Raw genomic sequence first — 20,869 nt, forward strand, 5'->3', positions numbered from 1 at the left:
GGACACTCCATCTGTTTGGGCATAAGTCTATCCCGAACCCTTCTGCCATCAAGATGGCAGAAGGTATCTTGATGGCAGATCAGCCCCTCAGCTTGCCGCCGGTGGCCTTTTCCACCGCCGCGATGATCTTCTTTGACACGCTGTCGATGTCGGTGTCGGTCAGGGTGCGGTCCGTTGGCTGCAGGCGCACGGCGATGGCCAGTGACTTGTTGCCTTCGCCGACGCCCGGGCCTTCATAGATGTCGAACAGGGACACGGACTCGATCAGCTGCTTGTCGGCGCCGGCGGCGGCGTTCAGCAGATCCTGGGCGTTGACGCTCGCGGCGACGACGAAGGCGAAGTCGCGCTCGACGGCCTGGAAGGGCGAGGCGGCCAGCGCCGGCTTGGAGGTGCGCTTGCGCTCCTTCACCGGGATGGTGTCGATGAAGACCTCGAACGCGACCACGGGACCCTTCACGTCCATGGCCTTCAGCACTTTGGGGTGCAGCTCGCCGAAGCGGGCAAGGCAGTTCTTCGGGCCGAGCATCAGCCGGCCGCTGCGGCCCGGATGGTACCAGGCCGGCGCGTCGGTGGTGATGCGCAGGTTCGCGGTCGCCGCGCCGAGCGCGTCGAGCAGGGCGAGTGCATCGGCCTTGGCGTCGAAGACGGTCACGGGGGCGGTCGCTTCCGACCAGTGCCGGCCGTGGTTGATGCCGGCGCGGACGCCGCCCGCGACGGTGGTCTGGTCCTCGGGCGCGTCGCCGGCGTACTGGGCGCCGACCTCGAACAGGGCGACCGAGGTGAAGCCGCGATCGGCGTTGCGGCCAGCGGCGTCCACCAGGTTCGGAAGCAGGCTGGGGCGCATGGCGTCCAGTTCCGAGCTGATCGGGTTGACCAGCTTCAGGCTGTCCGGCACGCCGCCGAACAGCTTGGCCAAGGCGGACGAGGTGAACGACCAGGTGACCGCCTCGTTCATGCCGCGCGCGGCCAGCGCCCGGCGGGCGATGCGGACCTGGCGCTGGCGGGCATTGACCGCCGGCTTGATGGTCTCGGTGAGGCGGGGCAGGACGGTCGATGGAATGGCGTGGTAGCCGTGAATACGGGCCACTTCCTCGACCAGATCGGCTTCACCCTCGATATCGGTGCGCCAGCTCGGAACCTGGGCGACGATGACGCCGCCCATTTCCTCGGCCTTGAAGCCCAGCGATTCCAGGCGCCGCACGGAGTCGGCGGCGGGAATGTCGATCCCGGTCAGGGTGCGCACCCAGTCGGGGCGCATTTCGGCGGTTTTGCTCCACTCGGGCACCGCGCCGGCGATCACCAGCTCGCTGGCTTCGCCGCCGCAGATCTCTTGGATCAGGCGGGTCGCTTCCTCGGCGCCGCCGATGACGAACTGGCTGTCCACGCCGCGCTCGAAGCGATAGCGGGCGTCGCTGTTGATGCCCAGCGTGCGGCCCGTATAGGCGATGCGCAGCGGGTCGAACAGGGCCGATTCCAGCACGATTTCGGTGGTCTCTCCCGTGCAGCCCGAGGCTTCGCCGCCCATGATGCCGCCCAGGCCCAGCGCCCCGGCATCGTCGGCGATGACGCAGGCGGCTTCGGGCAGGTCGTAGGTCTTGCCGTCCAGCGCCGCCAGCTGTTCGCCGGGGTTGGCGACGCGCACATGAATGCCGCCGGTCAGTTTGGCGGCGTCATAGACATGCAGCGGGCGGGCGCGGTCGAAGGAGAGATAGTTGGTGATGTCGACCAGCGCCGAGATCGGACGCAGGCCAATGGCCTTCAGGCGGCGCTGCATCCAGGCCGGGCTGGGGCCGTTCCTGACGCCGCGAATGGTGCGGCCGACGAAGACCGGGCAGGCGGGGGCGTCTTCCGGGGCCAGCTTCAGACTGATGCCGACCGGGCTCGCGAACGTGCCCTTCACCGGCGTGACCGGCGCGGGCTTCAGCGTGCCGATGCCGGCGGCGGCCAGATCGCGGGCGATGCCGCGCACGCCCAGGCAATCCTGCCGGTTGGGCGTGATGTTGATCTCGATGACCGGATCGTCCATGCCCAGCACCTTGGCGAAGGGCACGCCCAGCGGCGCGTCCTCGGGCATCTCGATGATGCCGTCATGGGCTTCCGACAGACCCATCTCGCGCTCGGACACCAGCATGCCGTTGGAGGCGACGCCGCGAATCTCGCTGGGCTTCAGCACCAGGCCGGTGGCCGGCACGGTCAGGCCGCTGTGCGCGAACACCGCTTTCAGACCGGTGCGCGCATTGGGCGCGCCGCACACGACCTGGACGGTCTCGCTGCCGGTGTCCACCTGGCAGACCCGCAGCTTGTCCGCATTGGGGTGCGGCTCGGCCTTGATGACATGGGCGACCGTGAACGGCGCCAGCACCGAGCCATTGTCCTCGACGCCTTCGACCTCGAGGCCGATGGCGGTCAGGGTATCGGTGATGGTCTTCAGGTCGGCCGCGGTGTCGAGATGATCCTTCAGCCAGGACAGGGTGAATTTCATCGGCTCACTCCCTGGCCCAGGGTCGGTACATTCAGCGACGAGAAGCCGTAATGGCGCAGCCAGCGCAGGTCGCTGTCGAAGAAAGCGCGCAGATCGGGGGCGCCATATTTCAGCATGGCGATGCGGTCGATGCCCATGCCGAAGGCGAAGCCCTGGTATTTGGCGGGGTCCACGCCGCAATGCTCCAGCACCTTGGGGTGCACCATGCCGCAGCCCATGATCTCCAGCCAGTCGTCGCCTTCGCCGATGCGCAGCTCGCCGCCGTCGCGGCGGCAGCCGATATCGACCTCGGCCGATGGCTCGGTGAAGGGGAAATAGCTGGGGCGAAAGCGCATCTTCACCTCGTCCACCTCGAAGAAGGCGCGGCAGAACGCCTCGATGCAGCCTTTCAGATGACCCATGTGAGTCGATTCGTCGATCACCAGCGCCTCGATCTGGTGGAACATGGGCGTGTGGGTCTGGTCGCTGTCGCAGCGGAAGGTGCGGCCCGGCGCGATGATGCGCAGCGGCGGCTTGGTGTTCAGCATGGTGCGGATCTGGACCGGGCTGGTGTGGGTGCGCAGCACGCGGCGCGTCCCGTCCGGCCGCTCGGGAAGGTAGAAGGTGTCGTGCATCTGCCGGGCAGGGTGCTCGGGCGGAATGTTCAGCGCGGTGAAGTTGTAGAAATCTTCCTCGATGTCCGGGCCTTCAGCGACGGTGAACCCCATCTGGGCGAAGATTTCGGTCACCTCGTCGATCACCTGGCTGACCGGATGGATGCTACCGCGCGCTTCGGGCAGGACCGGCAGGGTGACGTCGATCCGCTCGCTGACCAGCCGGGCGTCCAGCAGCGCGTCCTCCAGCGCCTCGCGGGCGGCGCGGATGGCGCTGTCCACGTCGTCCTTCAGGCCGTTGAGGGCGGGGCCGGCGCTCTTGCGCTCCTCCGGGCTCATCTGGCCCAGGCCGCGCATCAGTTCGGAGATGGCGCCCTTTTTGCCGAGGGCGGCGACGCGGATCTGCTCAAGCGCCGCGGAATCGGCGGCGGCGGCGATCCGGGCCAGAAGGTCTTCGCGAAGGGTGTCGATGTCCTGCATCAGCTTTTTCCATGAAAAAAGGGGGCACGGGGCCCCCTCTTCCGAAACGGTATCAAGGCAAGGAGACCTGGATCAGGCGGCCTTCGCCAGCGCGTCCTGCGCCTGCTTGACCAGCGAAGCGAAGGTTGCGGGCTCGTGGATGGCGATATCCGACAGGACCTTGCGGTCGAGTTCGATGCCGCTCAACAGGAGCCCGTTGATAAAGCGGGAATAGGTCAGGCCGTGTTCACGGACGGCGGCGTTGATGCGCTGGATCCACAGGGCGCGGAAGGTGCGCTTCTTCGCACGGCGGTCGCGATAGGCGTACTGACCGGCCTTCTCCACCGCCTGATTGGCGATGCGGATGGTATTCTTGCGGCGGCCGTAATAGCCCTTCGCCGCGTCGAGGATCTTCTTGTGACGGGCGTGCGTCGTCACACCGCGTTTTACGCGAGACATGCTGCGAGCTCCTTAGCCGTAGGGAAGGAATTTTTTGACGATACGGGCATCGGCATCACACAGGATGGTGGTGCCGCGCTGATTGCGGATCTGCTTGTTGGTCCGCTTGATCATGCCGTGCCGCTTGTTCGCCTGGTTGGAGCGAACCTTTCCCGACGCCGTCAGGCTGAAGCGCTTCTTAGCGCCCGATTTGGTCTTTAGCTTGGGCATTTCGCTTTCCTTTTGGTCGAATGTTGTTCAGCGATGAAGACCGCCGCGGCATGCCCTGCCGGCCGGGCGATCAAGGCGCGCTTTATAGCGTCGGCCTTTCCCGGTTGCAAGCGCTGTGGCGGCGCATGCCCGCCGATGCTTATGATGGGCGTCTGACAAGGGGAGAATGCCATGTTGCTGCGCCGCGCCGCGAGAGGATTCCTGCTGCTGGGCCTGTTGCTCGCGTCGGGCTGGCAGTCCGCCGCCGCCATACAGCTGAGCCTGCCGCAGCCCGCCGGCCCGGCCATGTGGCGCCTCCAGGCCGAGGGTGCCACGGTGTATTTCCTGGGCTCGTTCCATCTGCTGCCGCCCACCCTGGCCTGGCGGGACGAGCGGGTGACGGGCGCCATGCGCGAGGCGCGGACCGTGGTCTTCGAGGTCGATATGCCCGACTCACAAGAAGGCGCGGTGAACGCCATGATGATGCGCCGCGCCGCGCTGCCCGCCGGGCGCACCTTGCAGGACGAACTGGATGTCGAGACCTACGCCCACCTGACGCGCGTGGTGGCGCGCACGCCGCTGCAGATGCCGGTGCTCGAGCGGACCAAGCCCTGGTTCGTGGCGACGGCGCTGGTGGTCGGCTACATGATGCAGCAGGGCGCCGATCCGGCGCTGGGCGTCGATGCCGTCCTGGCGCGCGAGGCCCGCGCCAGCGGCAAGACCATCGCCGCCTTCGAGACCATCGAGCAGCAGCTGGACCTGCTGGAGTCCATGTCGCGCGAGGAGCCGAACTTCCTGGTGATGGACACCATCCGGTTCATCGAGAATCCCGAAGGGCTGCTGGCCCGCACCATCGACGCGTGGAAGAGCGGCGACACGGACACTCTGGCCCGGGTGATGGAAGACGATCTGGACGGTTACGAAGGCGCCTATGACCGCTTCATCGCCGACCGCAACGCGGCCTGGGTGCCGGAGATCGAGGCGATGATCCGGAAAGGCGGGGTCTATTTCGTGGTGGTCGGCGCGGGCCACCTGGTTGGCGACCGGAACGTCATCGGCCTGCTGGAAGCCAAGGGATACCAGATCGAGCGGTTCTGATCAGGGTCGCTGCTCGCGCCGTGACGCTCTTCAATGACGGAATGGGTTAGACCTGAAGCACGGTGCAGGCCGACAGGCCCGGGGCGCCGTGGACGTGGGTGAAGGCGGTCTTCGGGGTGCCGGGCACCTGGCGGTCGCCGGCGTCACCGCGCAGCTGGGCGATCACCTCGCAGACCTGGCGCAGGCCCGAGGCGCCGATGGGCTCGCCATTGGCGATGCAGCCGCCATCGGTGTTGACGGGCATGCGGCCGCCGATTTCGGTGTCGCCATCGCGCAGCAGTTTTTCCTGCTCGCCATCGGCGCAGAAGCCGCATTCGGCCAGATACATGATCTCGGCTCCCGCCTCCGTATCCTGCACTTGGACGATGTCGACGTCCTCGGGGCCGAGGCCGGCCATCTCGAAGGTGGCGCGGCTGGCGATGGTCGACGGGCTGGCGGCGCGCTCAAGGCCGAGATAGGGGCTGAACACCTCGAACGAGCCGTAATGGCGGGTACGCAGCGCGGCGGCGCGCAGGAACACCGGCCGGTTGGTGAAGCGGCGCGCCACCTTCTCGCTGGCCAGGATCAGCGCCGCGCCGCCCTCGGCGGGCGAGCAGAACATGTATTTGGTCAGCGGATAGGACAGCATGTCCGAGTTCATGATGGTGTCCATGGTCACCGGCTCGCGGCGCCACGCATTGGGATTCCTGGCGCCGTTGCGGAACGCCTTGTTCGCGACCATGCCAAGCGCGTCGCGCGAGATGCCGTGTTCCGACAAATAGCGGTTGATCTTCATGCCGAAGAACTGGGTGGTCAGCATCAGGCCGGTCTCGCCGTACCAGGTCTCGAGGCCGGAATTGCGCGGGTCCGAATTGAACGCGCCGCGCGGGTGCTTGTCGAAGCCGACGGCGAGGCCGAGATCGTACTGCCCGGCCTTGATCGCGGCATAGGCCGAGAGAAGGGCCGAGCCGCCCGTGGCGCAGCCATTCGAGACATTGACGAACTGGATGCCGGTCAGGCCCAGCTCATTGACCAGCGAATCCGCGCTGCCCGCCGCGGCCGAGCCACCGAAGGCGAACTGCATGTCGGTCCATTCCAGCCCGCAATCCTTCAGCGCCTGCCGTACGGCGTAGGCGCCCTGCTGGCGGCCGCTCACGCCGTCGGTGCGGCCGAACGGATGCAGGCCGATGCCGATGATGCACACTTCGGTCATGGATGGTCTCCCCGGTTAAGGGGAAGAGTTTATACCGCGATATAGTAAAGGGCGAGTCCCTTGCCCTGAATTATCGTCATGGCGAGCGGACGGCTTCAGACCTGCAGCACGGTGCAGGCCGAGACGCCCGGGCCGCCATAGACGTGGGTGTAGCCGGTCTTGGGGCTGTTCGGTACCTGCCGCGCGCCCGCGTCGCCGCGCAGTTGCAGCACGACCTCGTAGACCTGGCGCAGGCCCGAGGCGCCGATGGGTTCGCCATTGGCGATGCAGCCGCCATCGGTGTTGATGGGCATCTTGCCACCGATCTCGGTGTGGCCTTCCTGGATCAGCTTTTCCTGATCGCCGTCCCTGCAGAAGCCGTTCTCGGCCATGTGCATGATCTCGGCGCCCGATTCCGTGTCCTGGATCTGGATCACGTCCATGTCCTCCGGTCCAACGCCGGCCATCTCGAAGGCGACCTTCGAGGCGAACACGGTCGGGCTGGGCGCGCGCTCCAGCGCCAGATAGGGGCTGAACACCTCGAAGGCACCGTAGTGGCGGGTGCGCAGGGTGCAGGCGCGCAGATGGACGGGGCGGTTGGTGTAGCGGCGGGCCGCTTCCTCGCTGGCCAGGATCAGCGCGATGCCGCCTTCGGCCGGCGAGCAGAACATGTACTTGGTCAGCGGATAGGACAGCATGTCCGAATGCAGCACCGTGTCCAGGTCGACCTCATCCCGGCGCCAGGCGTTGGGGTTCAGCTTGCCGTTGCGGAACGCCTTCTGCGCCACCATGCCCAGCGTCTCGTGCGAGATGCCATGTTCCTGCATGTAGCGGTTGATCTTCATGGCGAAGAACTGGGTGGTCAGGCTCAGGCCGGTCTCGCCGTACCAGCGCTCAAGGCCGCGGCTGGCGGGGTCGGAGTTGAACGCGCCCCGCGGATGCTTGTCGAAGCCCACGGCCACGCCCAGATCGTACTGGCCGGATTTGATCGAGGTGTAGGCCGAGATCAGCGCGCTGCCGCCGGTGGCGCAGCCATTGGAGACGTTGACGAACTGGATGCCGGTCAGCCCCAGCTCGTTGACGAGGGAATCGGCGTTGCCCGAGGCGGCCGAGCCGCCATAGGCGAACTGCATGTCCGACCATTCCAGCCCGGCGTCCTTCAGCGCGTCGCGCACGGCGTGCGCGCCCTGCTGGCGTCCGGTCTTGCCTTCGGTCCGGCCGAATTTGTGAATGCCGATACCGATGATGCAGACTTCCGTCATCTTTCCGATCCTTCAAAACAAGCTTGGGTGCAGAAAACCCTTATGCCTGATTCCGGCGGCTCAGTCGAGTTGCAGGACGATGGCTTTCAGATAGGCGCTTTCCGGCAGCAGCGGGTGCACCGGATGGTCGGGACCGGCGCCGGACGAACGGAGGATGCGGCCCGACCGGCGGGCATCGCCCAGGCCGCGCGCCACTTCCTCGGCGAAGGCCTCGGGGCTGACATTGTGGCTGCACGAGGCGGCGAGCAGGATGCCCCCCGGCGCGACCAGCGGCGCGGCCAGCTTGACCATCTTGCGGTAGCCCTTCAGTCCGGGCTTCAGGTCCTTCTTCGACTTCACGAAGGCGGGCGGGTCGGCGATGACCACATCGAACTTGCGGCCGCCCTGGCCCATGCTTTCCATGGCCTCGAACGCCTCGGCCCGGCGCAGATCCATGATCCCCGCCACGCCGTTCGCCTCGGCGGCCTGCTTCGCCAGCGCCAGCGCGGGCTCCGACCGGTCGATGGCGACCACTTCCCTGGCGCCCGCCGCCGCGCACTGGACGCCGAAGGCGCCGGCGAAGGTGTAGAGATCGAGTACCTTGCCGCCGCGCGCGAAGCGGGACACGAAGGCGCGGTTGTCGCGGTGATCATAGAACCAGCCGGTCTTCTGGCCGCCGGCCAGGTCGGCGAGGAAGCTGACGCCGTTCTCCTCCAGCGCGACCGGCCCGTCGACGGCGCCGTGCACGACGCGCACGTCCGAGGCGAGGCCTTCGGTCTGGCGCGCGGGCGTGTCGAGCCGCAGCACGATGGCGTCGGGTTGCACGGTGTGCTTCAGCGCCGCGACGATGGGCTCCAGCAGCGCGTCCATGCCGGCGGTGTTGGCCTGCACCACCAGCACGCCGCCGAACCGGTCGACGATCAGGCCCGGCAGGCCATCGGCCTCGGCATGGACCAGCCGGTAGAACGGGCGGTCGTAGAGGCGCTCGCGCAGCCGCAGGGCCGCGCCGATGCGGGCGCGGAAGAAGGCGGCGTCGATCTTCTCGTCCGGGTCGCGGCTCAGGATGCGGCCGGCGATCAGGGTGTGGGCGTTGAACATGCCCGTGCCCAGCGCGCGGCCTTCGCCGGACTGGAAGCGCACCAGCGCGCCGCGCGGAATCGCCCGTGCTTCGGCGTCCATGGGAATCTCGTTGGAATAGATCCAGGGATGGCCGAACAGCACCCGCATGTGCATGCGGGGATTGAGACGGATGGCGGGAAGGCTCATGACATGGGGCTTTCGGTCGGAAGCGGTGGGGCAGACCTACCCCCAAACGCGGCCCGCCGCCAAATTATAAGTGCTCGCCGCGTCCGGCCATGCGACATACGACCGATTGTTCACGGAGATATGGCCATGGCGCTCACCCTCTACATGCATCCGCTCGCCTCGTTCTGCCACAAGGTGCTGATCGCCCTGTACGAGAACGCGACCCCGTTCACGCCGCGCATCGTCGACTTCGCGGACCCGCAGGACGCGGCCCAATTTCTGGCCGTCTGGCCGGTGGGCAAGATTCCCGTGCTGCACGACAGCGCCAAGGACCGGACGCTGCCGGAGACGACCATCATCATCGAGTATCTGGAGCAGTTCTATCCGGGCGCCCGGCCGCTGCTGCCGCGCCACAAGTCGCAGCGGCTGGAGGCGCGGTTGTGGGACCGGTTCTTCGACCTTTACGTGCAGGTACCCATGCAGAAGATCGTCGGCGACCGGCTGCGGCCCGAGGGCGCGCGCGACCCGCACGGCGTGGCCGAGGCGCGCGCCGGACTCCGCACCGCCTATGACATGATCGAGCGCCAGCTCGACGGCAGGGAATGGGCGCTGGGCGACGGCTTCGGCATCGCCGATTGCGCGGCGGCCCCGGCGCTGTTCTATGCCGGGTTCGTCGAGCCGTCTCCGGCCGGCCATGTCCATCTCGCCGCCTATGTCGAGCGGCTGATGGCGCGCCCGTCGGTCCAGCGGGTGCTGGCGGAGGCGAGGCCCTACTTCCGGAATTTCCCCTATCGCGAGGCCATGCCGGCCCGCTTCCTGGAGGATGCCGATCCGGCCTAGTCGTTCGCGGGCAGGGCGAGGCGCGCGCCCTTGACGCTGGCGATGATGCGTCCCAGCGTGGCGCGCACTTCCGGGCTCAGGCGCTCGTCATCGGCGGCGGCGCGGACCTCGCCGCTCCACTGGTCGCGGTCCAGCACGCCTTCGCGGATCAGCTGGCGGACGAGGATGTTGTGGGCCAGCAGCAGCGCCTCGAAGCCGTCATAGAAGTCGTCCATTTCCTGTTCGGTCCACATCCGCCGGTCCTTCCTGTGCGATCCTCGGGCGGCGCAGCCTAGCGGCGGCGCGTTACGGTTCAACGCGTCCGGCCAGGGCGGGTTTCGGGTACGGGACAGGTTTCGGGAAAATATCCGGTCATGCCGGATGGTGGCAGACCGCCTCGATGTGATGGCCGTCCGGGTCGAGCAGGAAGGCGGCGTAATAATCCGGGTGATAGTCGGGCCGTAGGCCGGGCGCGCCATTGTCGGCGCCGCCGGCGGCCAGTCCCGCCGCGTGGAAGGCATCGACCGCGGCCCGGTTCGGCGCCCGGAACGCGATGTGTTGTCCCTCTGGCGCCACCGGTGGCGGCGCGCCCTCGACCGTCGGCCCGCCGATCCAGAACGGCGGCTCGCCATCCGGGTCGTCGCCGAAGCCGAACGCGGAATAGCCGTCGAACACCTGCGCCTGCAGCGACAGATAGCCCAGCGCGCCGAGCACGGCCTCGTAGAAGGGCTTGGACTTGCGCAGATTGCTGACGGGGAGGGAGAAGTGGTCGATCATGGGGCCGTGCTCCTCTGTGGGGGCAATTTCCGGGGAGTCTCTTTGCGATCCGTATAATCGCAAATGGATCGGTTGAGTCCTAGAGAAGCGGTTCTTCACCCCTTACCGCACACACTACATAAAGTGGGTCCGAGCGGCCCGGGAACGGTGACAGGTCGAGAAATTCGGTTTCGCCGAAACCGCCGGCCAGCCGGAAATACATGTCGACCACGCCGCCATGCTGCTCACTGCCCAGTGCGCGCCAGATGGCGACGGCCTTGGTGGGGAACATGCGGTTGGAGAAGGACAGGATGAAGGGCGCGCCGGGCCGCAGCACGCGGGCCACCTCGCGGAAGATCTCCAACGGACGGGTCATGTACTGGACCGACACGGCCACGGTGCAGCCGTCGAAACTGGCGTCGGCGAAGGGCAAGGCGGGGCTGGCGTTGAGGTCCTGGACGAAGCCGCCGGTCAATTGGGGGTTGGCCCTCAGCTCCTCCACGTTCATGCCGTGGCCGATCAGCCGGTCGAAGCGCACATCCTCGGGCATGTGGGACACGCAGGAGGACATCAGGTCGAGGATGCGGCCGCCCGCCGGCAGGCGCTCCTTGTAGAACAGCGCCAGCGAGGCGCGGGCCGGGTCGTCGATATGGGTGACGATGCGCGCCGGGCGGTAGAACCAACCATCGGGCGTCTCGTCGATGCGGGCGAAATGTTCGGGCCTGAACGGGTTTTCCATGAAGCGAGCCTAGCGCGGGCCGCCGGGGCCGGGAAGACGCTCAGTGGCTCTCGAGGTAATCGCGCAGGCGCTGGCGGTAGTGGGAGATGAAATCCTCGCGCTCCAGCAGTTCGGCCATGTCCACCAGCGCCCATTGCTGGCCTTCGTCGCCGAAGACGATGGCGTCCACGTGATGGGGCTGGAGGCGGGCGACGAAGAAGTGCGCGGTCAGGCCACTGAAGTCGGCCGAGGGATAGGCGCGGTGCCAGAGGATGGAGGCGGGATCGAGCCGCAGGGCGAATTCCTCCTCGGTCTCGCGCAGGGCGCATTCCAGCGGCGTCTCGTCGCCCTCGCGGCCGCCGCCGGGCAGGTCCCACAGGCCGGCGTAGCGCAGGCCGGGGAAATCGTCGCGCTGGTAGACCAGGACCTTGCCGTCCAGCAGCAGGGCGATCTTCGATCCGCTGAAGCTCATGCTGGCCTCCAAACGAAAAAGGGCGCCCGCGGGCGCCCTCTCCAGATCCGTGCGCGGCCGCGCCTCAGATCGACTCGTTGATCCACTGCAGGATCTTGCTCTTGGGCTGGGCGCCGACCTTGGTCGCGCGCAGCTCGCCGTCCTTGAACAGCATCAGGGTGGGAATGCCGCGCACGCCATAGCTGGTCGGCGACACGGGATTCTCGTCGATGTTGAGCTTGGCGATGGTCAGCTTGCCGCCCATCTCCTCGGCGATCTCGTCGAGCGCCGGGGCGATCTGCTTGCAGGGGCCGCACCATTCGGCCCAGTAATCGACGACAACCACGCCAGAGGCCTGGAGGACGTCGGCTTCGAAGCTGTCGTCCGTGATCTTCTTCGTGCTCATAGAAAATTCCTTCATCGCATGAAGTGCTGGCCTACGAAGGTAGGGTGACCCAGGGGGCAGGTCAAGGGCACGTCACGGCGCCGGGGCGTGGGGGTCGAGCAGCGCGTCGGGCAAGGTCATCAGGCTGGGGCCGTCGGTCCACAAAAGAGCGCAGCGCACCGGCCTGCCGGGATAGATCCGGCGCAGCAGATCGCGATAAGCGGCCATCTGTCCCAGATAGAGTGGCGGCACGTCTTCGGCGCACAATGGCGGCGGCCGGTTGGTCTTGTAGTCGACGATCATCACCGCGTCCTCGGTGACGGCGAGCCGGTCGATCTGGCCGCTGATGGCGCGGGTGCCGAGCAGGCCGGTGACCGGCACTTCCGCCGCGCTGCCGGGGCCGAACAGGGCGGCGCAGGCCGGATCGTCCAGGATGCGCAGCACTTCCTCCGTCCAGGCGGCGACGACGGCGGAGGAAAGGCCGTGGCCGGGCTGGCCGAGGAAGCGGCGCGCGGCGCCGGGGCGTTCGGCGGGCGCCACGTCGGGCAGCCATTGCAGCAGGCGGTGCATCAGCGTGCCGCGCAGGAAGCGCTCGCGGTCGCCGGCCTCCATGGGGCTGCGCACCGGCATTTCCGGCAAGGTGGGGCGCGACGGCGCCAGCGGCCGGACGGGCGCCGGTTCCTCGGGCGGCGGCGCGGCAAGCCATAGTGGCGCGGGCGCTGGTCCGGCCGGCGTTGGCAGGGTCACCTCCTGTTCGACGACCTCGCCGCCCATGCGCAGCCGGCGCACCGGATTGCCGGCGAAGTCCTTGGCTTCGGCCGCTCCGAGCCGGTCGAACGCCTCGGCGGTAAGGTCGTACCAGCAATTGGCGGGGCGGCCGCGCGCCGTCTCGTAGCCGCAGACGTAAAGCCGGTCGCCGGCCCGGGTCAGCGCCACGTAGAGCTGGCGGTTGTATTCCTCGTCGCGCTTGCGCTTGCCGGCGTCGCGCGCCTCGGCGATGGCGCCGACCACGTTCTCGGCCCTGACCGGCCAGGCGAGCACCGGTGCGCCGGTGTCCTCCTCCAGCCAGTAGAGCGAGCGGGCATCCTGCGGGATGGTGCAGGTGTCGGGCAGGAAGACGATGGGCGCCTGCAGGCCCTTGGCGCCGTGGACGGTCATGACGCGGACCTGGCCATTGCCCTGTTCCAGCTCGCGCTTGACCTCGGTCTCGGCGGCCTCGATCCAGTGGATGAAGCCCTGCAACGACGGCGCGTGGTTGCGCTCGTAGTCCAGCGCGAGGGCGAGGAACTCGTCCATGGGATCGAGCGCGTCGAGCCCGAGCCGCTTCAGCATGGCACGGCGCCGGCCGGTATCCAGCACCTCGGCATAGAACTCGTAGGGCGGCACGAAGTCGGCCCGGGCGAGGCAGTGGCCCAGGAACGCCCAGGCCGGCGCGAAGGCGGGCTCCTCGCGCCGGGCGGTCAGCGCGGGCCACAGGCGGCCCTCGCGCTGATAGGCCAGCCGGAACAGATCGTCCTCGGACAGGCCGACCAGCGGCGATTTCAGCACCACGGCCAGGGTCAGGTCGTCCTCGGGCATCAGCACGAAGCGGCCCAGCGCCAGCAGGTCCATCACCGCGAGCTGTTCGGTCAGCACCATGCGGTCCACGCCGGCGACGGGCACCTGCGCGGCCTTCAGCTCGCGGACCATGGCGGTAAAGAAGCTGTTGCGCCGCCGCACCAGCACCATCACGTCGTCCGGTCGGATCGGGCGGCCTGCGGACTCCAGCGGCGCGCCCGTGTCGAGCCAGTGCCGGATCTGGCGGGCGATGCGCCGCGCCAGCCGGGTTTCCGCCGGCTCGATGGGCCGGCGCCGGACGGGCGGCTCCCAGTTGCCGGGCGCCTCGACTTCTGGCGGGCGCTCCACCGGCCATAGTTCCACCTCGCCCGCGACGCCCTTGCGGTAGGCCTTGTGCTCGATCCGTTCGATGCGGCCGGGATCGCCCGGTTCGCCGAACACCAGCCCGTTGCGGGCGACGTCGTTCTGGAACACGGCGTCGACCAGGGCGAGAACCGCTTCCGTGGAGCGGAAGGAGATTTCCAGGCTGGCGTCCAGGAACCGCTTGTCTACCAGATCGGCCCGGCGGCGGAAGGTGCGGCGCATGCGCTCGAACTCGGCCGGTTCGGCGCGCTGGAAGCTGTAGATGGATTGCTTGGCATCGCCCACGGCGAAGATGGTGCGCTCGCCATCGCGCGCGCCTTGGCCGGTGAAGAACTCGGCGGCGAGGGCGTCGATCACCGCCCACTGGTCGGGATTGGTGTCCTGCGCCTCGTCGACCAGGATGTGGTCGAGACCTTCGTCCAGCTTGTAGAGCACCCAAGCCGTGCTGCCGGTGACCAGCGCCCGCGCCTTGGCGATCAGGTCGTCATAGTCCAGCACCGCGCGCTGTTCCTTCAGCGCGGCATAGGTCCGGCTGAGCGCGCGGCCGAGGACAGCGAGGGCGCTGCTGGCCGTCGCGGCGCGCACCGCCTTGATCCGGGTGGCGACATCGAGCAGGCGCGCGCCCTCGCTTGCCAGTACGTCGGTCGCGTCGGGATGCGTCTTGGTGATCTTGGCCGTGACCAGCCGCTCGCGGATCTTCGCGGGCGCGCTCGCCGTGAGGAACAGGGCGGCATACTCGGCGAACCGCCCAGCGCGGTCGCTTTCACTCGCCGCCAGCCAGTCGGCGATGCCCGCGCCGCGCGTCTGATCGGTGGTCGATCCGCCCGTCATGGCCGCGCAGATCCGCTGCAGCCCGGCATGCTCGAAGACGCCGTCGCGGCAGGCCGCCGCGATGATGTCTCGCTCGGTCGTGCCCGGTTCGAGGCCGAGCAGGCGGTAGAGGCGGCTGTCGTCGTTGCCGGCAAAGGCCGCCGGACGCGCCGTCAGCTCGCGCAGCAGGCCGGTGAACTGGAAGTCGGTGAGATGGGCCGACACGAAGTCGAGCGCCTCGGTCAGGTCCGGATCGCGGCCGGCATGGGCGCGGGCCAGCACACGGGCGACGGCGTCCATCATCAGTTCGGCGGCGGAGCGGTCATCCATCACCTGAAAGTGCGGCGCGATGCCGGTTTCCAGCGGAAAGCGCGACATCAGCGACTGGCAGAAGGCGTGAATGGTCTCGATCTTCAGGCCGCCGGGGACGTCCAGGACCTCGGCGAACAGCCGCCTGGCCTTGGCGATGCGCACCGCGTTGGGCGGAATACCCTCTTCCAGCGTGGCCAGAGCCTTGTAGAGAACGTCGTCGTCCGCCGTCGCCCATTCGGCAAGGCGGCTGTTCACCCGGTTCGCCATTTCGGCGGCGGCGGCCTTGGTGAAGGTCAGGCACAGAATGCCCTGCGGCCGCGCGTCCGCCAGCAGCAGGCGCAGCACGCGGTTGGTGAGCATGTACGTCTTGCCGGTGCCGGCCGACGCGCCGACCCAGGCCGATGTGCCCGGATTGGCGGCGAGGTCCTGCTTGCTCGGCTCGCGGAGCAGGGTGCTCATTCGCTCCACTCCTTCACGCGGGCCAGATGATCGTATTCGCCGAAGCCGGTCTCCAGCGGGTTGGGCTGCGACACATAGGGCGTCTCTGGGAGGTCGAAGGTGGCGATGAGGCGGCGCAGGCCCGCTTCGGCCTCCTCGACCAGGGTATCCAGCGTCGCGTGGTCCTCGATCAGGGCGCTGGCCAGCTTGATCTGGTTGGCCTTGCCTTCACCCTTCAGCGTCCACCAGGCCAGCTCGGCGACCAGGCCGGTGAGGCTCTCGAACGCGCCCCGGCGCAGCATCATCGCCTGCAGCGGCATCTGGGCGGCATAGCCGGCGAGCAGGCGGGCGGCATTGGGCGCGCCGCCGGTCTTGTAGTCGATGATCTCATAGGAGCCGTCGGCGCGCCGGTCGATGCGGTCGGCCTTGGCGGACAGGATGAAATCGCCCTGCTCAAAGCCGGACAGGACCAGTTCGCCGCGCCGCTCCAGCAAGGCGGGGGAAGACTTCGCGGCCGTGCGCTCTTCCTGCTGGGCAAGAAACCAGCGCGCGATCTGCTGGAACCGGGGCCACCAGAACGAGCGGACCAACGGCTTGTCCATCAGCGGCCCGAACGCGGCCCGGCCATGCTCGATCAGCCGCTCGAAGGCATCGGGCGTAAGCGCGGGATGGGCTTCCAGATACTGGTGCAGGGCGTCGTGGATCAGATTGCCCCGGTCGGCCGCGCCCGGGTCCGCGTCCAGCGGGTCGAGCGGATCGAGCCTGAGGATGCGCTGGGCGTACAGTGCGTAGGGATCGCGCAGCCACGCCTCGATCCGCGTCACCGACAGCTTGCGCGGCCGGGCTTCCACGGGCGGGCGGGGCTCGGGCGGCGGGCAGGGCGAGGGATCGCCCGGGACATGATCGAGCAGGCCGTGCCAGTCCAGATGCGGCGGACGCGGCCAGCGATCGTGGCCGACCAGCGCGTCGAGCCGCAGCAGCCAGCGGGACGGCAGGGTCGGCGATCCGCCGACCTTGTCGGCGCGGGTCAGGTAGACCAGCGGCGCGGCGGCGCCCTGGACGAAATCATGGGCCGACAGGCCGATCCGGCGCTCGGGCAGCGGCAGGCCGAAGCGCTGCTTCATGGGCCGGCTCATCCACGGATCGGCGCTGGCCTGCGGCGGCCAGCTGCCTTCGTTCAGGCCGCCCAGGATCATCACGTCGGCATGATGCAGGCGCGCTTCCAGCGGACCCAGGATGGACAGGCGCGGATGACGGCCGAAGGCGGGCCGCACCACACGGTCCTGCATGGCGGCATCCAGCAAAGCGGGGTAATGGCGCGCGTCGATGGCCAGATTGTCGGCGGTGTGGATGAACTCCTCCAGGAACGCGGCGGCGGCCTCGCCGGCGGCCTCCACCCAGAGCCGGGCGGCGCCCTTTTCGTCATCGGTATCCGCCAGCGCTTCGGCGGCGGCGATGTGCGCGCGCACCATTTCCGGCAATGGCGCGGGACCACCCTCGACCATGTCCATGAACGGCTCGAGCAGCGTGCGGACGCCCTGCCACCAAGCCAGAAGCGTGTCCTGACCCGGCGACTCCGACGTCTCGATCGCCTGCGCGATCCCCGCGAGACCGGGCAGGGGCCGTGGGCCGCGCAGCACGGTACGCTCCAGCCGCCGGACCCTGGATCGGAAGGCGCCCGGCGATTGCCCGCCCGCGGCGAGGGGATGTTTCAGGGCGGCCAGCAGGGGAACCGGGGCGGCAGCGGTCAGGGCCATGTCGGCGGTCAGGCGCAGGAACGAGGCCGTCGGCGTCTGCGACAGTGGCGTGCCGGCGGAATCGTCGATCTCGATCTCCCAGCGGCGCAGCGCGGCGGCGACCCGGCGCGCGAGATTGCGCTCCGGCGTCACCAGCGCGGCGGTGCGCCCTGGCGTCTCCAGCACCTCACGCAGGATAACGGCAATGGCGCCGGCCTCGTCCTGCTCGATGGGCGCGTCGATCCGGTAGATCCCGGCCAGCGCGGCGCGGCGGTCCAGCTTCAGGCCGCGCCATTCCGTGGTCGTCCGTGCCGGGCGCATGGCCTCGTTCAGCAGGCGCACGCGCTGCGGCGACTCCGGCGCGGCACCGTGCCAGAGATCGACCTCCTCCCGGTCGACGGCCATGCGCGACAGAAGCTGCTTCATGCCGAATTGCGGGTGGCTGGGCTCCAGCGCCTCCCAGCTTTCGGTATCCATGCCGGTCTGGAAACCGGGCAGAACGACGGCGCCCTGCGGCAGCCGCGCGATGATGCCGATCAGTTCGGCGCTGGCGGGGATGGAGCCGGTCGAGCCGGCGGCGATCACCGGGAAGGGCGGCGGCTGGTCGCGCCAGTTCGCCGCGAGCAGGCGCAGCAGCCGGTCGCGCCGGGCGGCGGGGTCGAGGTAGCCGCGCTCGGCCAAGATCGCCGGCCAGGCCTCGCCGACGATCTTGAGGAACTCGATGGTGACCTGCCAGTGGCCGGCGAACTCCTCGGGGACCAGTGTATGCAGGTCGGACAGGCTGCAGCCTTCGGTCTGGACCTGGTCGAGGAAGCCGGCGAGTTCGGCGGCGAGCCTGAAGGCCTGCGCGGGATCGTCGCTGTCGTCGCCCTGGGCGCGGCGCCATGCCAGCACCAGATTGGACAGCAGCAGCGTCCGCTCCAGCGGCGGGATCGCGGGCGGAACATCGAGCGCCGCCGCGCCGTCGCCGACCACGCCGGTCAGACTCAACTCGCCCTCGTCCACGTCGCCCAGCGGCTGCATCACCGGCAGGATCAGCGCCTTGCCGTCGGACAGGCGCAGGAACGCCTCGCGCAGGGTCCGCGCCGCCCGCCGTGTCGGCAGCAGCACGCGCACGCGGCCAAGGGATAGCGGGTCGCCACCATGTCGCTCCAGCAGCCCGCGCGCCAGCGCGTCGACGAAGGACGTGCCGGCCGGAATGGTGAAAATGGCGGGTTTGCTCATGACGCGCGGGCGCTTCTCAAGCCGCGGGGATGGCGGTGCGGCATCATGGACGGGGTGCGCGGCAGCGGGAACATGCCCTAACTATCGCAAAGTTCCTTCAGGAACGCTTCCGCTTTGTCGCGGCCGTCCACCGTGCCGGCGTCGAGCCACCAGCCTTCATGTTCGAGGCCGAACAGCCGGCCGCTCGCCAGTGCGCGGTCCCAGATCAGATTGTTTGAAAAGGGACCTTCCGGCACGTTCGCGAACGCGGCGGCGCTGGCGATCTGGATGCTGGCATAGATCATCGGCGCCTCGGGCGCGGGCTTGCGGCGGCGCAGGCGCCCGTCCGGCTCAAGAAAGAAATCGCCCGCCCCGCCGAAGCCGACCGTGCGTTCCTTCGGCGCGACCAGCAGCAACGCGTCCATGCGCGCGGGGTCCCACGTGGCGGCCATTCGGTGCAGGGTATCCTGCCCGCCATCGGTCCAGACCACGTCGGCATTGATGATGAAGAAGGGCTCGTCGCCCAGCAGCGGCAGGGCCTTGACCACGCCGCCGCCCGTGTCCATCAGCAGCGCGCTCTCGTCGGACAGGGTCACGCGGGGCGGCGCCGTTCGCGCGGCCAGATGCTCGACCAGCATGCCGCCGAAATAGTGGTGATTGACCACCGCGTCTTCGACGCCGGCTTGCGCAAGCGCGTCCAGCGTCCAGTCCACCAGCGGCTTGCCTGCCACGTCCACCAGCGCCTTGGGCCGGTCACTGGTCAGCGGCAACAGCCGGGTGCCCAGTCCGGCGCAGAGGACCATGGCGCGCCTGGGAAGATCGCTCATGCCCGATGTCCGGCCAGCGGCAGCCGGCGGGTGTCCGCCGGGCAGTGGGTGTCGAACCACAATTTCAGGTCTTCCAGCTCCGGATGTTCCAGCCCGCGCTCCAGCAGCGTCCACAGATTGGGGATCATGGTGGGATAGCGGGGCTTGCCGTCGCGCTTCCACAGCCGGGTGAAGATGCCGATGATCTTGGTGTTGCGCTGGGCGCCCAGCACCCAGTAGGCGGTCATGAAGGCCTCGCGGTCCACATCCGGCCGGGCGGCCAGATAGCGCTCCAACATCGCCTCTTCCAGCGCGGCGGAGACGCAGCGGCGGCAGTCCTGCAGCAGAGAGACCAGATCGTAAGCGGCCGGGCCGACCCGGCCATCCTGAAAGTCCAGCAGCCCGATCCCGGCGGTGCCGTCGCGGCCGGGCAGGGCCATCAGATTGTCGGCGTGGTAGTCCAGCAGAACCAGCGTATCCGGGCCGCCGCGCACCAGCGGAAAAACCGCGCGCCACAGCGCCTCGAACTCGGCTCCGGCATCGCCCGGTGTCGCATGTCCGGTGCGCGCCGGCAGGTACCAGTCCGGGAACAGCAGCACCTCGCGCGTCAGGGTGTCGTCGTCGTAGACGGGCAACTCGAACGGCGCCGCGCCGCGTACCGGCAGGAGCCTGGGCGGCGCGATGCGGTGCAGGTCGGCCAGCACGTCGATGGCGGCGGCATAGAGCGCCCTCTCGGTGGCGGGATCGCGCGCGATCAGGCGGGTGAAGGTGTCATCGCCCAGGTCCTCCAGCAGCAGGAACCCCTCGGCGATGTCGGCGGCGATGACGCGCGGGGCGCTGAAGCCGTTCTCGACCAGATAGTCGCCGATGGCCATGAAGGGACGCACGTCCTCCTTGTCCGGCGGCGCATCCATCAGCACGGCGCGCGGCTCGCCCTCGATCCGGAAATAGCGGCGGAACGAGGCGTCGGCGGCCAGCGGGCGCCAGACGGCGCCGGGCGTCCAGACGCGCGCCAGGAAAGCGTCGATCTCGGCTTCGCGGCTCAATTCGGTTCTTCCTCCAGTTGCCGGAGGCGGTCTGTCCAGGACGGGCCGCCGGAAAGGGTCATGCGGCGCCGATCCTCCACCAAACTCAGATGGATGGAAAGCCTGTCCTCGGGCAGGGCGGCGCCCATGCGTTCTGGCCATTCGATGAGCGTGACGCCGGTGTCGAAGGCTTCGTCCATGCCCAGTTCCGGCACGTCGTCCGGGTCGTCGATGCGGTACAGGTCGAAATGCCAGATGGCGTCGAAATCGCGGTCCGCCACGTCATAGGTCTGGACCAGGGTGAAGGTCGGGCTCGGCACCTCGTCCTCGACGCCCAGCGCCTGGATGAGAAAGCGGGCGAACGCGGTCTTGCCCGCGCCCAGATCGCCGAACAGGGCGATCACGTCACCCCGGCGCAGCAATGGCGCGAGCCGTCCCGCGATGCGGGCCGTGGTGTCGATGTCGGGCAGGTCGAGGGTGATCATGGATGACAAGCTTATTGGCGATGGCGCCAGAAATGACAACCCCCGCGCAAGGCGGGGGCTGCCGTCCG

At 68.6% G+C, this 20,869-nt stretch carries 19 protein-coding genes; 2 read left to right on the plus strand and 17 right to left on the minus strand.

The window, feature by feature from the left end; all coding sequences use genetic code 11:
* Positions 1-79: 79 nt before the first annotated feature.
* From pheT to rpmI, 4 genes are all read right to left on the minus strand, one after another.
* A complete protein-coding gene (pheT, locus tag WJU17_RS17365) occupies positions 80-2,482 on the minus strand; it encodes a phenylalanine--tRNA ligase subunit beta (protein ID WP_346328651.1) in 2,403 nt (800 codons plus the stop codon).
* Positions 2,479-3,555 carry a phenylalanine--tRNA ligase subunit alpha gene (gene pheS, locus WJU17_RS17370; RefSeq protein ID WP_346328652.1) on the minus strand — a complete coding sequence of 359 codons (1,077 nt, stop codon included), beginning with the start codon at positions 3,553-3,555 and terminating at the stop codon, positions 2,479-2,481. Before pheS ends, pheT begins: the two co-directional genes overlap by 4 nt.
* 72 nt (positions 3,556-3,627) lie before the next feature.
* Positions 3,628-3,993, minus strand: a complete 366-nt coding sequence (gene rplT / locus WJU17_RS17375) for a 50S ribosomal protein L20 (RefSeq protein WP_346328653.1) — start codon at positions 3,991-3,993, stop codon at positions 3,628-3,630.
* A gap of 12 nt (positions 3,994-4,005) precedes the next feature.
* Entirely contained in the window at positions 4,006-4,203 is a 198-nt protein-coding gene (rpmI, locus tag WJU17_RS17380) for a 50S ribosomal protein L35 (RefSeq protein WP_346324308.1), read from the minus strand.
* 171 nt (positions 4,204-4,374) lie between these two features.
* Here rpmI and WJU17_RS17385 point away from each other — a divergent pair, with 171 nt between their 5' ends.
* Positions 4,375-5,280, plus strand: a complete 906-nt coding sequence (locus tag WJU17_RS17385) for a TraB/GumN family protein (RefSeq protein WP_346328654.1) — start codon at positions 4,375-4,377, stop codon at positions 5,278-5,280.
* A gap of 46 nt (positions 5,281-5,326) precedes the next feature.
* Here the strand turns inward: WJU17_RS17385 and WJU17_RS17390 are convergent, their stop codons facing one another.
* The 3 genes from WJU17_RS17390 to WJU17_RS17400 form a co-directional block, all read right to left on the minus strand.
* Positions 5,327-6,472, minus strand: a complete 1,146-nt coding sequence (locus WJU17_RS17390; protein ID WP_346328655.1) for a thiolase family protein — start codon at positions 6,470-6,472, stop codon at positions 5,327-5,329.
* Between the two features lie 95 nt (positions 6,473-6,567).
* The gene (locus tag WJU17_RS17395; RefSeq protein WP_346328656.1) at positions 6,568-7,713 is read right to left on the minus strand and encodes a thiolase family protein; all 1,146 of its coding nucleotides are present in this window, start codon (positions 7,711-7,713) and stop codon (positions 6,568-6,570) included.
* 60 nt (positions 7,714-7,773) lie between these two features.
* On the minus strand, positions 7,774-8,958 hold the full coding sequence (locus tag WJU17_RS17400) for a class I SAM-dependent rRNA methyltransferase (protein ID WP_346328657.1): 1,185 nt from the start codon (positions 8,956-8,958) through the stop codon (positions 7,774-7,776).
* A gap of 126 nt (positions 8,959-9,084) precedes the next feature.
* Here WJU17_RS17400 and WJU17_RS17405 point away from each other — a divergent pair, with 126 nt between their 5' ends.
* Positions 9,085-9,777 carry a glutathione S-transferase family protein gene (locus WJU17_RS17405; protein WP_346328658.1) on the plus strand — a complete coding sequence of 231 codons (693 nt, stop codon included), beginning with the start codon at positions 9,085-9,087 and terminating at the stop codon, positions 9,775-9,777.
* Here WJU17_RS17405 and WJU17_RS17410 read toward each other — a convergent pair.
* From WJU17_RS17410 to tsaE, 10 genes are all read right to left on the minus strand, one after another.
* Positions 9,774-10,010, minus strand: a complete 237-nt coding sequence (locus tag WJU17_RS17410; protein WP_346328659.1) for a hypothetical protein — start codon at positions 10,008-10,010, stop codon at positions 9,774-9,776. The two genes, WJU17_RS17405 and WJU17_RS17410, sit on opposite strands and share 4 nt — an antisense overlap.
* A gap of 118 nt (positions 10,011-10,128) precedes the next feature.
* Positions 10,129-10,533 (minus strand): VOC family protein, encoded by a 405-nt coding sequence (locus WJU17_RS17415; RefSeq protein ID WP_346328660.1) that lies wholly within the window; start codon positions 10,531-10,533, stop codon positions 10,129-10,131.
* 79 nt (positions 10,534-10,612) lie between these two features.
* Complete coding sequence (locus tag WJU17_RS17420) at positions 10,613-11,251, minus strand: methyltransferase domain-containing protein (protein ID WP_346328661.1); 639 nt, start codon at positions 11,249-11,251, stop codon at positions 10,613-10,615.
* 40 nt (positions 11,252-11,291) lie between these two features.
* Positions 11,292-11,702 carry an NUDIX hydrolase gene (locus tag WJU17_RS17425; protein WP_346328662.1) on the minus strand — a complete coding sequence of 137 codons (411 nt, stop codon included), beginning with the start codon at positions 11,700-11,702 and terminating at the stop codon, positions 11,292-11,294.
* A gap of 64 nt (positions 11,703-11,766) precedes the next feature.
* Positions 11,767-12,087: a thioredoxin TrxA gene (gene trxA, locus WJU17_RS17430; RefSeq protein WP_346328663.1), complete on the minus strand. Its 321-nt coding sequence runs from the start codon at positions 12,085-12,087 to the stop codon at positions 11,767-11,769.
* Positions 12,088-12,159: 72 nt separating this feature from the next.
* Entirely contained in the window at positions 12,160-15,567 is a 3,408-nt protein-coding gene (gene addA, locus WJU17_RS17435; RefSeq protein ID WP_346328664.1) for a double-strand break repair helicase AddA, read from the minus strand.
* Positions 15,564-18,506, minus strand: coding sequence for a double-strand break repair protein AddB (gene addB / locus WJU17_RS17440; protein WP_346328665.1), 2,943 nt, complete (start codon positions 18,504-18,506; stop codon positions 15,564-15,566). Before addB ends, addA begins: the two co-directional genes overlap by 4 nt.
* 77 nt (positions 18,507-18,583) lie before the next feature.
* Entirely contained in the window at positions 18,584-19,312 is a 729-nt protein-coding gene (locus tag WJU17_RS17445) for a nucleotidyltransferase family protein (protein ID WP_346328666.1), read from the minus strand.
* Complete coding sequence (locus WJU17_RS17450) at positions 19,309-20,337, minus strand: phosphotransferase (RefSeq protein ID WP_346328667.1); 1,029 nt, start codon at positions 20,335-20,337, stop codon at positions 19,309-19,311. Before WJU17_RS17450 ends, WJU17_RS17445 begins: the two co-directional genes overlap by 4 nt.
* Positions 20,334-20,801 (minus strand): tRNA (adenosine(37)-N6)-threonylcarbamoyltransferase complex ATPase subunit type 1 TsaE, encoded by a 468-nt coding sequence (gene tsaE / locus WJU17_RS17455; RefSeq protein WP_346328668.1) that lies wholly within the window; start codon positions 20,799-20,801, stop codon positions 20,334-20,336. The genes WJU17_RS17450 and tsaE overlap by 4 nt, the downstream gene beginning before the upstream one ends.
* Between the last annotated feature and the right edge of the window lie 68 nt (positions 20,802-20,869).

The organism is Iodidimonas sp. SYSU 1G8, from assembly GCF_039655775.1.
GTDB lineage: Bacteria > Pseudomonadota > Alphaproteobacteria > SMXS01 > SMXS01 > RI-34.

Bases quoted from the DNA above. Each gene is read 5' to 3' on its own strand.
- WJU17_RS17385 (WP_346328654.1), top strand. From the start codon at position 4,375: ATGTTGCTGCGCCGCGCCGCGAGAGGATTCCTGCTGCTGGGCCTGTTG.
- WJU17_RS17420 (WP_346328661.1), bottom strand. From the start codon at position 11,251: ATGGAAAACCCGTTCAGGCCCGAACATTTCGCCCGCATCGACGAGACG.
- WJU17_RS17415 (WP_346328660.1), bottom strand. From the start codon at position 10,533: ATGATCGACCACTTCTCCCTCCCCGTCAGCAATCTGCGCAAGTCCAAG.
- WJU17_RS17395 (WP_346328656.1), bottom strand. From the start codon at position 7,713: ATGACGGAAGTCTGCATCATCGGTATCGGCATTCACAAATTCGGCCGG.
- pheT (WP_346328651.1), bottom strand. From the start codon at position 2,482: ATGAAATTCACCCTGTCCTGGCTGAAGGATCATCTCGACACCGCGGCC.
- trxA (WP_346328663.1), bottom strand. From the start codon at position 12,087: ATGAGCACGAAGAAGATCACGGACGACAGCTTCGAAGCCGACGTCCTC.
- WJU17_RS17410 (WP_346328659.1), bottom strand. From the start codon at position 10,010: ATGTGGACCGAACAGGAAATGGACGACTTCTATGACGGCTTCGAGGCG.
- pheS (WP_346328652.1), bottom strand. From the start codon at position 3,555: ATGCAGGACATCGACACCCTTCGCGAAGACCTTCTGGCCCGGATCGCC.
- addA (WP_346328664.1), bottom strand. From the start codon at position 15,567: ATGAGCACCCTGCTCCGCGAGCCGAGCAAGCAGGACCTCGCCGCCAAT.
- WJU17_RS17405 (WP_346328658.1), top strand. From the start codon at position 9,085: ATGGCGCTCACCCTCTACATGCATCCGCTCGCCTCGTTCTGCCACAAG.
- WJU17_RS17445 (WP_346328666.1), bottom strand. From the start codon at position 19,312: ATGAGCGATCTTCCCAGGCGCGCCATGGTCCTCTGCGCCGGACTGGGC.
- tsaE (WP_346328668.1), bottom strand. From the start codon at position 20,801: ATGATCACCCTCGACCTGCCCGACATCGACACCACGGCCCGCATCGCG.
- WJU17_RS17400 (WP_346328657.1), bottom strand. From the start codon at position 8,958: ATGAGCCTTCCCGCCATCCGTCTCAATCCCCGCATGCACATGCGGGTG.
- rplT (WP_346328653.1), bottom strand. From the start codon at position 3,993: ATGTCTCGCGTAAAACGCGGTGTGACGACGCACGCCCGTCACAAGAAG.
- rpmI (WP_346324308.1), bottom strand. From the start codon at position 4,203: ATGCCCAAGCTAAAGACCAAATCGGGCGCTAAGAAGCGCTTCAGCCTG.
- WJU17_RS17425 (WP_346328662.1), bottom strand. From the start codon at position 11,702: ATGAGCTTCAGCGGATCGAAGATCGCCCTGCTGCTGGACGGCAAGGTC.
- WJU17_RS17390 (WP_346328655.1), bottom strand. From the start codon at position 6,472: ATGACCGAAGTGTGCATCATCGGCATCGGCCTGCATCCGTTCGGCCGC.
- addB (WP_346328665.1), bottom strand. From the start codon at position 18,506: ATGAGCAAACCCGCCATTTTCACCATTCCGGCCGGCACGTCCTTCGTC.